The 12,886-nt window shown below is 68.1% G+C and carries 12 protein-coding genes; 5 read left to right on the top strand and 7 right to left on the bottom strand.

The window, feature by feature from the left end:
• Positions 1 to 185: 185 nt before the first annotated feature.
• Positions 186 to 1,364 carry a hypothetical protein gene (locus ABMA10_RS15350; RefSeq protein ID WP_431030664.1) on the top strand — a complete coding sequence of 393 codons (1,179 nt, stop codon included), beginning with the start codon at positions 186 to 188 and terminating at the stop codon, positions 1,362 to 1,364.
• Between the two features lie 71 nt (positions 1,365 to 1,435).
• On the opposite strand, the gene ABMA10_RS15345 is transcribed toward ABMA10_RS15350, so the two are convergent.
• The 6 genes from ABMA10_RS15345 to ABMA10_RS15320 all read right to left on the bottom strand — a co-directional run bounded on the left by ABMA10_RS15345 (position 1,436) and on the right by ABMA10_RS15320 (position 8,147).
• Positions 1,436 to 1,726, bottom strand: coding sequence for a WXG100 family type VII secretion target (locus ABMA10_RS15345; protein WP_347868550.1), 291 nt, complete (start codon positions 1,724 to 1,726; stop codon positions 1,436 to 1,438).
• A gap of 159 nt (positions 1,727 to 1,885) precedes the next feature.
• On the bottom strand, positions 1,886 to 3,553 hold the full coding sequence (locus tag ABMA10_RS15340; protein ID WP_347868549.1) for a sensor histidine kinase: 1,668 nt from the start codon (positions 3,551 to 3,553) through the stop codon (positions 1,886 to 1,888).
• A gap of 10 nt (positions 3,554 to 3,563) precedes the next feature.
• Complete coding sequence (locus ABMA10_RS15335; protein WP_347868548.1) at positions 3,564 to 4,253, bottom strand: response regulator transcription factor; 690 nt, start codon at positions 4,251 to 4,253, stop codon at positions 3,564 to 3,566.
• A gap of 82 nt (positions 4,254 to 4,335) precedes the next feature.
• Complete coding sequence (locus ABMA10_RS15330) at positions 4,336 to 5,979, bottom strand: DNA repair helicase XPB (RefSeq protein ID WP_347868547.1); 1,644 nt, start codon at positions 5,977 to 5,979, stop codon at positions 4,336 to 4,338.
• 54 nt (positions 5,980 to 6,033) lie between these two features.
• The gene (locus ABMA10_RS15325) at positions 6,034 to 7,866 is read right to left on the bottom strand and encodes a helicase-associated domain-containing protein (protein WP_347868546.1); all 1,833 of its coding nucleotides are present in this window, start codon (positions 7,864 to 7,866) and stop codon (positions 6,034 to 6,036) included.
• A 5-nt stretch (positions 7,867 to 7,871) separates the two neighbouring features.
• Positions 7,872 to 8,147 (bottom strand): multidrug ABC transporter ATPase, encoded by a 276-nt coding sequence (locus ABMA10_RS15320; protein WP_431030663.1) that lies wholly within the window; start codon positions 8,145 to 8,147, stop codon positions 7,872 to 7,874.
• Between the two features lie 136 nt (positions 8,148 to 8,283).
• Between ABMA10_RS15320 and ABMA10_RS15315 the strand changes: the two genes are divergently transcribed.
• Together ABMA10_RS15315 and ABMA10_RS15310 are read left to right on the top strand one after the other, a co-directional pair.
• Positions 8,284 to 8,667 (top strand): cold-shock protein, encoded by a 384-nt coding sequence (locus ABMA10_RS15315; protein WP_347868544.1) that lies wholly within the window; start codon positions 8,284 to 8,286, stop codon positions 8,665 to 8,667.
• Positions 8,660 to 9,385, top strand: coding sequence for a DUF3027 domain-containing protein (locus ABMA10_RS15310; RefSeq protein WP_431030662.1), 726 nt, complete (start codon positions 8,660 to 8,662; stop codon positions 9,383 to 9,385). The genes ABMA10_RS15315 and ABMA10_RS15310 overlap by 8 nt, the downstream gene beginning before the upstream one ends.
• A gap of 84 nt (positions 9,386 to 9,469) precedes the next feature.
• Here ABMA10_RS15310 and serC read toward each other — a convergent pair whose 3' ends face one another.
• Positions 9,470 to 10,582, bottom strand: a complete 1,113-nt coding sequence (serC, locus tag ABMA10_RS15305; protein ID WP_347868542.1) for a phosphoserine transaminase — start codon at positions 10,580 to 10,582, stop codon at positions 9,470 to 9,472.
• 144 nt (positions 10,583 to 10,726) lie between these two features.
• Between serC and ABMA10_RS15300 the strand changes: the two genes are divergently transcribed.
• Both ABMA10_RS15300 and ABMA10_RS15295 read left to right on the top strand, forming a co-directional pair.
• Entirely contained in the window at positions 10,727 to 11,428 is a 702-nt protein-coding gene (locus ABMA10_RS15300) for a metal-dependent transcriptional regulator (protein WP_347868541.1), read from the top strand.
• Between the two features lie 250 nt (positions 11,429 to 11,678).
• Positions 11,679 to 12,821 carry a CHAP domain-containing protein gene (locus ABMA10_RS15295; protein WP_431030661.1) on the top strand — a complete coding sequence of 381 codons (1,143 nt, stop codon included), beginning with the start codon at positions 11,679 to 11,681 and terminating at the stop codon, positions 12,819 to 12,821.
• Positions 12,822 to 12,886 lie beyond the last annotated feature (65 nt).

Here is a 12,886-nt window from a genome sequence, read left to right as displayed (position 1 = left end):
CCTCTCAGTCCGACCGCTTCACACGCGCAGGGCGTCTCCTTCGGGAGGCGCCCTGCGGCGTTCGGCAGGACGCATCAGGGGCAACCCTTGAGGCGTATGCCCTCTGGCGCATTGTGCGAACAGTTGTTGCGGATACGTGATCGGAATGGCATATGTCCACGTTCCTCGTTTCCTATGATCGAGCTATGAAGCGCATCGGGGGAGCGGCAGTCGCCGCCATGTTGGTATTGGGGCTTGCCGCGTGCACGCCGAGTGAGGGGAGGCCCACGGCATCGCCCACGAAATCCGCATCGCCGGAGCCATCTGCGACGGCGAAACCGACCGCACCGGTGAGTTCCTACGGATTCGGGTGCGAGAACCTCGTCCCCCAGGACGTGGTGGTGACCGCGCTTGCGCCAGCAGTGACCCTGGAGCCATCCTTCGCCGATCCTTCCAGTGCGAACCCACTGCTGTGGGCGGCGAACTCACTCGGGGGCCTGCACTGCACGTGGAGCAATGGTGAGTCGAGAAACCAGTCGGAGGGCGGAACGCCGCTCGGCACGGAGCGGTGGGCCGAGATCACCATCCTGCCCGGGTCGCACGCCGACTGGGACGCCTACTTCGAGCGGTGGGCGAACGGGGTGTCAGGCCCGTGGCCGGACTCCACCACGCTGTCCTGCTTCACCCAGAACGGGAGTGTGCTCGGCGTCTGCAGCATCAACTTCCTGGTCGGTGACAGCTGGGTCGACCTGATCATCTACGGTCCGGCCGACAACGCCGCAGCGTCGGACGAGGATGCGGTCGAGGCGGTCACGCCGTTCATCGAGGCGATCCGGGCGGCACTCGAACCGGTCGGCACGGCTCCCCGGTACGCCTGGGGCGGGACGACCCCGGGAGCGAACGCGCTGCCGACGGACTGCGAGGCGTTCGTGCCTGCCGAGGCGATGAGCGAGGCTCTTGGCCAGGAACTCGCGTACAGCTGGGCGCCGAAGAAGCGGCTGTGGAACCGAGGGGTCGCCGCCGACGACTTCGGCGCGCCGGACTGCATCTTCTCCCTGCCTGACAGTGACTCCGCACGCGGTGTCCTGCGGGCGCTTCCGGGCGGACGCTGGGCCTACGAGCAACTGCTCGAATCGCGGATGACCGCGGGAACGGACATCGAGATCGTGACGATAGACGGCCTGGGAGCGCGGGACGCCTTCCTCGAATGCAGCACGAGCCCGTGGGCGACCTGCAGCCTCCAACTCGCGGTCGCCGGGCACTGGTTGCAGGTCCAGGTCGACAACGAGAGTTCCCTGGACGGCATATACGGGGTGGATGAGCTGGGTCAGCAGGCGCTGGCCTACGCGGAACTCGCCGCGGCCAGTATCACCGCTCGACCCTGATCGGCATCCCTGCCATCCCTCGCGGGGGCAGTCGTCGCCTGGACCTGCTGATCCACCCGCCCGCGGGCGGATCAGCCGCTGAACATGCTTGCGTTCGCACGTTCGATGTCTGCGTACTGGTTGCCGGCGACGGCCAGTGCGCGGCTGATCTCTCCGAGGTGTTCCTCGACCTGACGCTGCGTGCCCCGCCACCGTTCGACGACGCCATGGAACGCGGCGGCAGCCGCGCCCGTCCACTGGCCGTCGAGTGCACTCAACTGGGACTGGAGCCGGGTGACCTCGCTCTGGATCTGTTCGATCGTGATGCGGGCTGCGGTCGAGGCCTGCTGGACGGCCTCACTGTCGACCTGGAAGGTTGCCATGGATGGACTCCGTTCGTCGGGGCGATGTGTCTCATCGCCACGACCCCGACACTAGGTTCGCCGACATCGTGAGGCGTCAGCACCTCGGCCGGGTGTGGACGACGACCGCTCAGGACCTCCGTGGGGAGGACGGTCGGCGGTGCCGATCGAGCGCCGGTCTCAGGCGGGCGGGCCGTCGATGACAAGCGGCGTCGTCGCCGCGGCAGGCGCCAGTGGCAGGACGACACGGAAGGTCGCTCCGCCGCCCGGAGTCTCCGTGACATCCACCCGGCCCCCGTGGGCCGCGACGATGGATGCGACGATCGCGAGCCCCAGGCCGCTGCCGCCAGTCTCCCGTGTCCGAGAGCTGTCCGCGCGCCAAAACCGCTGGAAGATCTTCTCGCGGATCTGGGGCGGAATGCCCTCGCCGTGGTCGACGATGGCGATGCTCGCCGTCCCGGCGCGCGCGTCCGTTCCGACCGCGAGTTCGATCGGGCTGTCGGCCGGCGTGAAGCGCAGCGCATTGCCGATCAGGTTCGTGACGACCTGCCGGATCTTGTTCTCCTCGCCGAGCACGATCGGCGGCACGGCGAGCGTCAACTGCTCGGTGACGGGCTTCAACGGGTCCTGCGTGGGAATCTCGCCGGTCTGCTTCGGGCGACGACGGAAGCGGTTGAACGTCGCGCCGAAGATCGGCCCCGTGGTGCTCTGCTGTGCGGCAAGCTCTGGGGGTGTCGATGCGGTTGAGGCGATCTCAGCGGGGGAGGCGTCGGCGGGCTCGGCCATGTGCTCGTCGCGGACGACCCTGACCGTCCGGCCCGGAGCCTGTGCGGTGGTGTCCAACGCCGCATCCCGAGCGATCGGGAGCAGGTCGACGGAGGCGACGTTCAGAGGTCGTGTCTCGTCGAGTCGGGCGAGCTGCAGGAGGTCTTCGACCAGGGCCCCCATGCGGATCGCCTCCTTCTCGATGCGTTCCATCGCCTGGGCGACGTCCTGTGGAGTCTGGAGAGCCCCCATGCGGTACAGCTCGGCGTAGCCGCGGACCGACACGAGCGGTGTCCGCAGCTCGTGGCTGGCGTCGCCGACGAAGTTGCGCATCTGCTCGATCGTCTTGCCACGGTCGGAGTACGCGCGGTCGATGCGCGCCAGCATGGTGTTCAGCGAACGACTGAGCCGTCCGACCTCGGTGTTCGGCGTCGACCCGGCGAGCCGCTGGCTGAAGTCGCCGTCCGCGAACGCCGCGGCGGTCCGCTCCACCTGACGGAGCGGTTCGAACGTGCCGGTGACGAGCCAGCGCGTCAGCAATGCGCCCACGACGATGATGAGGACGCCGAGGACGAAGAAGATCGTGAGGTATGTCGCGATCGTGTTGTCCGTCGCCTGCATCGAGATGGCGACCCAGGCGGCACCGGTGCGGAAGCCGTCCAGCGTGACCGGGACGGACACCGCGTGGTAGACGATCGTGCCGCTCGCGTTGGTGGTGGTGTAGATCTGGTTGCCGGTGACCGCGACATCGTTCGCGCTGAGGTGCGCGGGGTGCTCGGGAGCGATGCTCTCATCCCACCCCGACGACGCGCGCAGCTCACCGTTGGTGTCGTAGACCGCCACGAACAGCGACGTCGGTGCGTCGAGCTGGAGCTGACCGTCCTCCGAGATCTCGCCGACGATCTTGCCCTTGGCAGCGGTCGACAGGCTGTCGTTCGCCTGCTGCGTGAGGACCTCTTTGAGCAGCGGGGTCGTCCCCATGCCCGCGACCAGGAGGCCGAACGCGAGTACGAGCACCGTCACACCAGTGATCTTCGTACGCAGTGAGACGCTGCTCCACCAGGTGGACAGGGAGTCGGCCATCGGGTTCGGACTACGCCTTCCCGGCCTTGAGCATGTAACCGAAGCCGCGCTTCGTCTGGATCAGTGGCTCGGTGGAGAACTGGTCGAGCTTGCGGCGCAGGTACGAGATGTAGCTCTCGACGATGCCGGCGTCGCCGTTGAAGTCGTACTCCCAGACGTGGTCGAGGATCTGCGCCTTCGACAGGACCCGGTTCGGGTTCAGCATGAGGTAGCGCAGGAGCTTGAACTCGGTCGGGCTGAGGTCGATGGGGGTGTCGCCGACGAGGACCTCATGGGTGTCCTGGTCCATCGTGAGCTCGCCGGTGCGGATCACGGCGTCCTCGTCCGCCTGCATGGTGCGCCGGAGGATGGCCTTGATGCGCGCGACGATCTCGTCGAGGCTGAACGGCTTGGTGACGTAGTCGTCGCCGCCGACCGTGAGACCGGTGATCTTGTCCTCGGTGTCGTCCTTCGCCGTGAGGAAGAGGATCGGGGCGGTGTAGCCGGCGCTTCGGAGACGCTTGGTGACGCCGAAGCCGTTCATGTCGGGGAGCATGACGTCGAGGATGATGAGGTCCGGCTCCTCCTCGAGGACGGCTGAGATGGCGGCAGCGCCGTTGCCGACTGCACGCACGGCGAAACCGGCGAAGCGGAGACTCGTGGTGAGGAGGTCGCGGATGTTCGGTTCGTCGTCGACGATGAGGATGCGGGGTCCGGTCATACGACTATTATCTGCACGTTTCTTGACACTTTCCTGAGAGCCGCGCGGCACACCCTGTGGGCGGCCGATGAACGGCTCCCGGTCAGGCGCTCTGCAGGGCGTGCGCGTCGAGGATCGTATAGCTGTACCCCTGTTCGGCGAGGAATCGCTGACGGTTCTGCGCGAACTCCTGATCGACCGTGTCGCGAGAGACGAGCGTGTAGAAACTCGCTGTCAGACCCGTCGTCTTCGGGCGCAACAGGCGGCCGAGGCGCTGAGCCTCCTCCTGCCGCGAACCGAAGGAACCGGACACCTGGATCGCGACGGTGGCCTCGGGCAGATCGACCGAGAAGTTGGCCACCTTCGAGACGACGAGGACCGGTTCGAGACCGTCCCTGAAGGCCTGGTAGAGCCGTTCGCGCTCATCGACGGGTGTCGCGCCCGTGAGCTTCGGGGCACCGAGGGTTTCGGCGAGTTCTTCGATCTGATCGAGGTACTGACCGATCACGAGGATCTGCTCCCCCTTGTGCCGTTCGACGAGCTGTCGGACGACGTCGAGCTTCGCAGGTGCCGTTGCCGCCAGTCGGTAGCGCTCATCGTCTGCGGATGCCGCGTAGGTGAGTCGATCCGACTGCGGTAGGTCGACGCGGACCTCGAAGCAGGCGGCGGGGGAGATGAAGCCCTGCGCCTCGATCTCCTTCCACGGTGCGTCGAACCGTTTCGGGCCGATCAGCGAGAAGACGTCGCCCTCGCGGCCGTCCTCGCGGATGAGGGTGGCTGTGAGACCGAGGCGTCGTCGCGCCTGCAGCTCCGCGGTGAGCTTGAACACCGGAGCAGGCAGGAGGTGCACCTCGTCGTACACCACGAGTCCCCAGTCCATCGCGTCGAGCAGCGCGAGGTGGGCGTACTCGCCCTTCCGCTTCGCGGTCAGGATCTGGTACGTCGCGATCGTGACGGGCTTGACCTCCTTGACCTGTCCGGAGTACTCGCCGATCTCCGCAGGCGTGAGCGAGGTCCGTTTGAGTAGCTCGTCGCGCCACTGCCTGGCCGACACCGTGTTGGTCACCAGGATGAGGGTGTTCGTCGACGCGGTGGCCATCGCGCCCGCTCCGACGAGGGTCTTGCCCGCGCCGCAGGGCAGCACGACGACGCCTGACCCGCCCTCGAAGAAGTTGTCGACGGCCTGCTGCTGGTAGTCGCGCAGGTGCCACCCGTCCTCGACGAGGTCGATCTGGTGCGGGGTGCCGGCCGTGTACCCGGCGAGGTCCTCCGCCGGCCAGCCGAGCTTCACGAGCTCCTGCTTCAGCGCACCGCGCGCCCACGGCTCGACGAGGAAGGTGTCGGGTGTGGGATGCCCGATGAGCAGCGGTGCGATGCGCTTGGCGCCCGCGACCTCGGTCAGGATCGGCAGATCGGTCGAGCGCAGCACGAGCTCGCCCTCGTCGGACCGCTCGATCACGAGGCGCCCGTACCGGTTCACCGTCTCGCGCATGTCGATCGTCACCGAGGCGGGGATCGAGAACTTGGAGTACTTCTCGAGCGTCTCGATCATCTGGTCGGCGTCGTGGCCGGCGGCGCGGGCGTTCCAGAGGCCGAGCCGGGTGATCCGGTAGGTGTGGATGTGTTCGGGGGCGCGCTCGAGCTCGGCGAACACCGAGAGATCGTGCCGGGCGTCCTCGGCGAGCGGGTGGGCGACCTCGAGCAGCACGGTGCGGTCGCTTTGGACGATCAGTGGTCCATCAGACATAACCGCCAAGTCTACCGGCCGGATGGCGGGGTGATGCACTCAGTGCCGGGGCGGTCAACCTGCGATACGGACCTCGGTGATCATCGCGAGTGGCAGGGTGCGCTCGACATCGGCCGTGCGGTCGAGCCCCCGCAGCCTGCCGCCCGCGAGGCTGACCGGTTCGATGGTGAAGGTGGATCGGCGCTCGCCGTGCTGCAGTTGTACGGTGACCGGCGTGTGGTCGCGGACGGCTATCTCGAGCTGTTTGGCGAGCCACGCGGTGCTCGTGTCGCCGCGATCCTCGGCGCGGAGGCGGGCGACCAGGTCCGAGTCCGGAGTCGGGGCCACCGACGACTTCGCGCTGCGGATCACGGGCTGTCGACGCACCCGCAGCGGTGCACCCGCGGCGTCCTCGGCGACCACCGGGTAGCGCGCGTCGTGCAGCGCCCAGTAGACGGTCGCTGCATCGACCCGGCTCGTCAGCCGATGCCCGTGGCTCGGCCGGAGTCCGAGGGCGATGAGGCTCTGGTCGACGGAGAGGGCCGCGATCAGACCGTCGTCGTCGGAACGGATGTAGCTCGTGCGACCGGCTTCTGCCGAGGCGTCGGCGGAGGCGGCGATCGTGCCGACGCGGACCAGACCGAACCGCTGCTCGGCCTCCGCGACGAGGTAGCGCAGGGGCTGTGGGAGTCCGGTGAGAGAGACCGAGGTGAGGAACGCGAGGATGTCCGCCGCGGTGTCGCCGTCGGCGAGTGCGCGCGTGACGCTGTGTGAGGTGATCCGGTAGCGCGATGCCTGAGCGCGACCCTCTGGCTCGGCGATCGCGCGAAGCCGGACGTCGAGCTCGGCGGTCGGCGGGCCGAGGGCGATCACGGTGAGGTCGTCCTGCAGGACCACCTGCGACACCTCCGTCGGGAGGCCCGACATGAGGGCGGCGGCGGCTGCCGTCCCGTCGCCGTCGAGCAGCAGCTGGCCGATGCTGCTCGTCGTCCCGTCGACGCTGATGCCGAGCAGGCTCGCGGCGGTGTCGACGGCGCTCGCCGGCGCGGTGACGGCGTCGTCTGCCAGCGGGTACCACCAGGAGAGCTCCTCGACGAGGTCGCTCGAGCCACGACGATAGGCGCTGATGATCCTGTCTCGGAGGGATGCGGGGAGGGACGCCTCCCAGGCGGTCGCCAGGGCGAGCCATCGATCTGCCGTCGCGGAGGCGAGCCAGGCTTCGCCGTCCGCGCTGAGTCGGATCGCGGCGCCGACGGCGACCGTGAGCCCAGCGCCCGCTGCGGCAGACAGGGCGGTCTCCACCGCCTCCGGCGTGCTCGCGGACGCTGCGGCGAGGCGCTTGAGGTCGGGCATCGACGGTGCTCCGCGACCCAGGAGGCGGGCCGGCTCCCGGTCGAGCTCGTGCAGGCTCTCGCCCAGGAGCCCGACGGCTCCTGATGCCCGCTCGACGGCAAGGGCGTCCACGTCGGACAGGGGTTGCGGTTTCGGAGGCTCGGGCGGAGATGCTCGGCGCAGGAACTCGGCGCGCCCAGGGCGACCGTTGGCCTCCAACGAGGCGAACGCACGTGCGGCGGCGCCGACCGGTACAGCCGTGTCGTCGTCGTGCACGACGAGCATCGCTTCGGTCAGGGTGGAGAGGGCGCTGGCGGCGGCGTCAGGCAGGCGGTCTGTGCGGTCGCCGAGGGTCGTCGCGTCGGGATCGTCGAGGAGAGCGGCCAAGACAGCCAGAGCATCGCGGTCGAGGAGCGCCATCCGACGGGAGACGCTCGCATCATCGAGAAGTGCCTCTGCGAGGTCGAAGAAGTCGCCGATCCGGGCTGGCGCGACCTTGCGGTCGAGGAGCAGCCTGCGGAGCGCATCGTCCGGGAGCCCCCGAAGGCGGCGCGCGATCGCGAAGGCCTCACCCATGTCGGTCAGCGCGACGACGATCCGCGGGACTCGCGCGAGCGCCGCACGGCCCCGACGATCATGAGCGCGATCAGCATCAGGAAGGCGATGGGCAGCCCCACGAGCGGGAGCACGGTCACGATGGGCCAGACGCCTGAACCGAAGTCCGCCTGCTCGAGCCCCGACGCCGTGCCGACCATCACGGCGACGAACGCGGCGATGGAAACGGCCACGATCGTCACGACCATGTAGGCCAGGACACGTTCTGGCCGCGAGATGCTCGGCGTCTTGTCGTCAGCCACAGTTCCCAGGATAGAGGCACCAGGTCGCTGCACCGAATAGGCTGGGGATCGAGGACCGATCGTCCTCTCGATCGTGCTGCCCGCGCGATCACCGCACGGCGCTGCAGTTCTGCGCACAACACACAGCGAGGTTCCCATGCCCACCGGCAAGGTCAAGTTCTACGACGAGGAGAAGGGCTTCGGCTTCATCAGCTCCGATGACGGCCAGGAAGTCTTCCTGCATGCCTCCGCGCTGCCCACCGGCATCGACGGCGTCAAGCCCGGCACGCGGCTCGAGTTCGGCATCGCCGACGGCAAGCGCGGTGCGCAGGCGCTCTCCGTGCGCGTACTCGAGGCGCCACCGAGCCTCGTCAAGCTGAAGCGCAAGCCGGCCGACGACATGGCGATCATCATCGAGGACCTCGTGAAGCTCCTCGACGGTATCGGCGGAGACCTGCGTCGCGGCAAGTACCCGAACAGCGCGCACAGCAAGAAGATCGCAGCAGTGCTGCGCAAGGTCGCGGACGAGCTGGATGCCTGACGTCGAAGACGAGCAGACTCCGGTCGACACCGCTCCGGCGGATTCCACCGAGCAGGTCGGGTCGGTCGAGGCTGAAGCCCCGTCCGAGTACATCCCTGTTCCGGACGAGACCCTGATCGCCGCTGTCTCCCTCGCCCGTGAGGCGCTCCAGGAGATCACCCCGGCGAGCACGGTCGGCGAGCCCGCCGGCCACGTGGTGATCGACGACCACTTGGTCTCCCTGTTGTTCGCGAACACGATGGCCGGGTACCCGGGGTGGTTCTGGACGGTCACACTGTCGAGGACCTCTGACGACGCCGCGCCGAACGTGCTCGAGACGGAACTCATGCCAGGCGACGGCGCGCTGCTCGCGCCACAGTGGGTGCCATGGTCCGAGCGACTCGCCGACTACCGGTCCGCCCAGGAGGCTGCTGCCGCTGCTGCGGCGGACGAAGCGCTCGAGGACACGGACGACGCCGATGAGTTCGACGACGACGCGGCACTGTCCGGCGACCCTCGTGATCGTGACCGCGACGGGATCGAACTCGAGTACGACGATGATGACGACTCCGACGATGAAGAGTCGGATGACGACGAGTCGGATGACGACGAGTCTGACGATGACGATGAGTCGGATGACGACGACGAGTCTGACGACGACGATGACGACGATGACGACGATGACGATGAGTCCGACGATGACGACTCCGACGACGACGACCGGTTCGAGGACGAGTAGTCGCTCGTCCCGCTGCAGAACCACAACGGGCGGTCGACCTCTTCGCGGAGGTCGACCGCCCGTTCGGCGTTCAGCGCTCGATGCTCAGAGAGCGCCGACGACGTGCTCGATGCTCGCGATGAGCTGGCGGACGTCCGCAGGATCGATCGCCGTGAACGTCGCCACGCGGAGCTGGTTCCGACCGAGCTTGCGGTATGGCTCCGTGTCGACGATCCCGTTTGCGCGGAGGGTCTTCGCGACCAGCGCGGCATCGATCGCGTCGTCGAAGTCGATCGTCACGACGACCTGCGACCGGTGCTCGGCGTTCGTGACGAACGGCGTCGTGTAGGAGGTCCGTTCTGCCCAGTCGTAGAGCGCGCCGGAGGACTCCGCGGTGCGCGCAGCAGCCCAGGCGAGTCCGCCATTGCCGTTGATCCAGGAGATCTGCTCCTCGAGCAGTACGAGCGTCGACAGCGCGGGCGTGTTGAGGGTCTGCTCCAGACGGGAGTTGTCCACGGCGTTCTTCAGGCTGAGGAACTCGGGGATGTACCGCCCGCTCGCCGCGATGCGCTCGATGCGCTCGATGGCCGCGGGGGAGCAGAGGGCGAACCACAGACCACCGTCGGAGGCGAAGTTCTTCTGCGGAGCGAAGTAGTAGACGTCGGCCTGCGTCGCGTCGAAGTCGACCCCGCCTGCTGCGCTCGTCGCGTCGATGACGGTGAGTGCGCCCGCGTCGCCGGCGACACGCGTGACAGGAGCCATGACACCCGTCGACGTCTCGTTGTGCGGCCAGGCGTAGACGTCGACGCCCTCCACGGCCTCGGGGTCGACGCGGGAGCCGCCAGCAACCTCGCGGACGTCGGGAGCCGTCAGCCAGGGAGCGCCGGCGGCCTTCGCGAACTTGCCGCCGAACTCTCCGAACACGAGGTTCTGACTGCGCTGCTCGATGAGCCCGAACGCGGCTGCATCCCAGAACGCGGTCGACCCGCCGTTGCCGACGATGATCTCGTACCCGTCGGGAGCGCGGAAGAGTTCGGACAGGCCAGCCCGGACCCGTCCGACGAGTTGCTTGACGGGTGCCTGGCGGTGCGAGGTACCGAGCAGCGAGAGGCCGGCGGCTGACAGCGCGGCGATCTGCTCGGGGCGGATCTTCGACGGGCCGCAGCCGAATCGACCGTCGGCGGGCAGAAGGGACGTGGGAATCGTGATCTCCGGCATACGGAGATTCTAGAGGCGAAGGGCAGGTGCCGGTTCGCTGCTCGGCAGCGCCCGTCCGCTCTGGGCGGAGCGGCGTGGCGCGGGAACGTCACCGGCGCGCACTAGGCTTGCCGGGAACTTGTAAATCGGGCAGGGAGGGCGTCGATGACCGATCTGATTGACACCACGGAGATGTATCTTCGCACCATTCTCGAGCTGGAAGAGGAGAACATCATCCCGCTTCGTGCGCGGATCTCCGAACGGCTCGGACATTCGGGGCCGACGGTCTCGCAGACCGTCGGGCGCATGGAGCGCGACGGTCTCGTCGTCGTGTCCGGTGACCGCCACCTCGAGCTCACCGAGTCCGGCCGCCGCAAGGCCGTGCACGTCATGCGCAAGCATCGACTCGCCGAGCGCCTCCTGAGCGACGTCATCGGCCTCGAGTGGGAGTTCGTCCACGAGGAAGCCTGCCGCTGGGAGCACGTCATGAGCGAGCAGGTCGAGCGCAAGCTGCTCGACATGCTCAACCACCCGACGGAATCCCCCTACGGAACTCCCATCCCGGGTCTGGACGAGTTCGGCGACAGCCCTGCCGTCGCGTTCTCGCAGGGAGTCATCAACATCTCCGGTCTGGTCGAGGGTCGTTCTGAGCCCGTCACGGCGACGGTCCGTCGTCTCGGCGAGCCGGCGCAGGTCGATCCCGAGCTGCTGCTCCAGCTCAAGCAGGCCGGTGTGATGCCTGGCCGCACGGGCTCGTTCTCCGCGGCCGGCGGTTACGTCCTCGTCACGATCGACGGTGTCGACGGTGGCCTCGAGCTCCCGAACGAACTCGCAACGCACATCTTCGTGGAGACCCCTGCGGCCTGAGGATGAGACGCGCATGAGGATTCGGCACGGAAGGGCAGAATCCCGTGATCGAAACGTGACTTTCTCAGGGGTAACCCGTAGGCTGTCACACGTCTCGGAGGCCATGATCTGGTCCCGGGAATACGACCGAGGCACCCCCTAGCCCGTCCCTCGGCCACGCGAACCGACACCCAAACGTCGGATGGGGCTGCGCTGTGCCGATCGCTTTGTGCGATCCACGCGGAGCATGCGGGGTGCCGGAGGAATCCACTTGACTGCAGCTGGCGAGAGCGGCCCTGACGGGGCCGCAACGAACCCGAGCGAGGTCCCGCTCACCCGGAAGCAGCTCCGTCTCCAAGAGCAGGCTGCGGCCAACGCGTCCGAGGCGGTAAACGTCGTCGAGACGCCCGCTGAAACCATCGAGCACCCTGAGATCGTCCTGGACGACGCCGTCATCGAGGACGACGCCGACGCGATCGCCCCGGTGTCCCTCGACCAGCTGCCGCTGACGAAGCCGGCCGCGCCGGAGATCACGGCGCCCAGTTCATTCACCGTCCGGACCGCTGCCGATTCATCGCTCAGTCGGGTCGCCCCGCTGCGCACGGGTGCCGAGCGGGTCGCGCGCGCGAAGCCGCCGGTCAAGCCGACGCAATCGACGACGATGGTGGCTCGGAAGCCGAAGAAGACCGGCGCTCGTCCCGGATCGGTCCGCGGCGTCGCCACGATGGCCATCCTGGTGCCTGCCCTCCTCGCCACCGTCGCCCTGCCCGCCTACGCCGCGAGCAGCACCGGAACCACCGACTACGAGACCTCCGCATCCGAGCAGCTGAAGGCCGCTGGCGCGCAGAGCGTCATCGCCTCGGACCAGGTCGCCGACACCGCCATCTCCCGCGACCTCTACACGGCGACCACGCCGGACGAGCTCGCGGAACGCCAGCGCCAGCTCGATGCAGCCGCCGCAGCGAGCGATGCCACCTATTCCGTCACCGTCGGGGCTGCGCGGCAGCCCGGCGACGACTACCCGTGGTTCGATCAGGCCTCCGATGACGAGGGCGGCGGGCTCTCGCCGCTCCGCTACTACTACCGCGAGTGCGTCGACTTCGTCGCCTGGCGTCTCAATCGCGACGCCGGTACGCCGAGCGGTGGTTGGGCCTACACCTGGGGCAACGGTCTGCCGCCGAGCAGCGCCTACGGCTGGGCCGACTCCTGGCAGTACAACAAGGGCACGAACGCCATCGCCGGCTCGGTCGCCTGGTTCAACTACAACCACGTCGCGTACGTGCAGGCAGTCAACGCCGACGGCACCGTCACCCTCGAGGAATACAACTGGGGTTCGGCTCGTCACAGTTACAACACGCGCACTGTCGCAGCGAGTGCGGTAGCGCTCTACCTCTACCCTCCGGGCGTCGGCTGAGCCGAACCACTGCACGGCCAGGAATCGCGTCCTTCCATCGGGAGGGCGCGATTCCTCGTTCCGGG

Origin of the sequence: Plantibacter sp. RU18 (assembly GCF_050613355.1) — a bacterium.
Taxonomy (GTDB): Bacteria; Actinomycetota; Actinomycetes; order Actinomycetales; family Microbacteriaceae; genus Plantibacter.
This window is presented reverse-complemented; position numbering and strand designations above follow the sequence as displayed.

Excerpts from the sequence above, each read along its gene's own strand:
- ABMA10_RS15335 (WP_347868548.1), bottom strand. The coding sequence starts at position 4,253 with ATGACCGGACCCCGCATCCTCATCGTCGACGACGAACCGAACATCCGC.
- ABMA10_RS15315 (WP_347868544.1), top strand. The coding sequence starts at position 8,284 with ATGCCCACCGGCAAGGTCAAGTTCTACGACGAGGAGAAGGGCTTCGGC.
- ABMA10_RS15310 (WP_431030662.1), top strand. The coding sequence starts at position 8,660 with ATGCCTGACGTCGAAGACGAGCAGACTCCGGTCGACACCGCTCCGGCG.
- ABMA10_RS15325 (WP_347868546.1), bottom strand. The coding sequence starts at position 7,866 with ATGGGTGAGGCCTTCGCGATCGCGCGCCGCCTTCGGGGGCTCCCGGAC.
- ABMA10_RS15330 (WP_347868547.1), bottom strand. The coding sequence starts at position 5,979 with ATGTCTGATGGACCACTGATCGTCCAAAGCGACCGCACCGTGCTGCTC.
- serC (WP_347868542.1), bottom strand. The coding sequence starts at position 10,582 with ATGCCGGAGATCACGATTCCCACGTCCCTTCTGCCCGCCGACGGTCGA.
- ABMA10_RS15340 (WP_347868549.1), bottom strand. The coding sequence starts at position 3,553 with ATGGCCGACTCCCTGTCCACCTGGTGGAGCAGCGTCTCACTGCGTACG.
- ABMA10_RS15300 (WP_347868541.1), top strand. The coding sequence starts at position 10,727 with ATGACCGATCTGATTGACACCACGGAGATGTATCTTCGCACCATTCTC.
- ABMA10_RS15345 (WP_347868550.1), bottom strand. The coding sequence starts at position 1,726 with ATGGCAACCTTCCAGGTCGACAGTGAGGCCGTCCAGCAGGCCTCGACC.
- ABMA10_RS15350 (WP_431030664.1), top strand. The coding sequence starts at position 186 with ATGAAGCGCATCGGGGGAGCGGCAGTCGCCGCCATGTTGGTATTGGGG.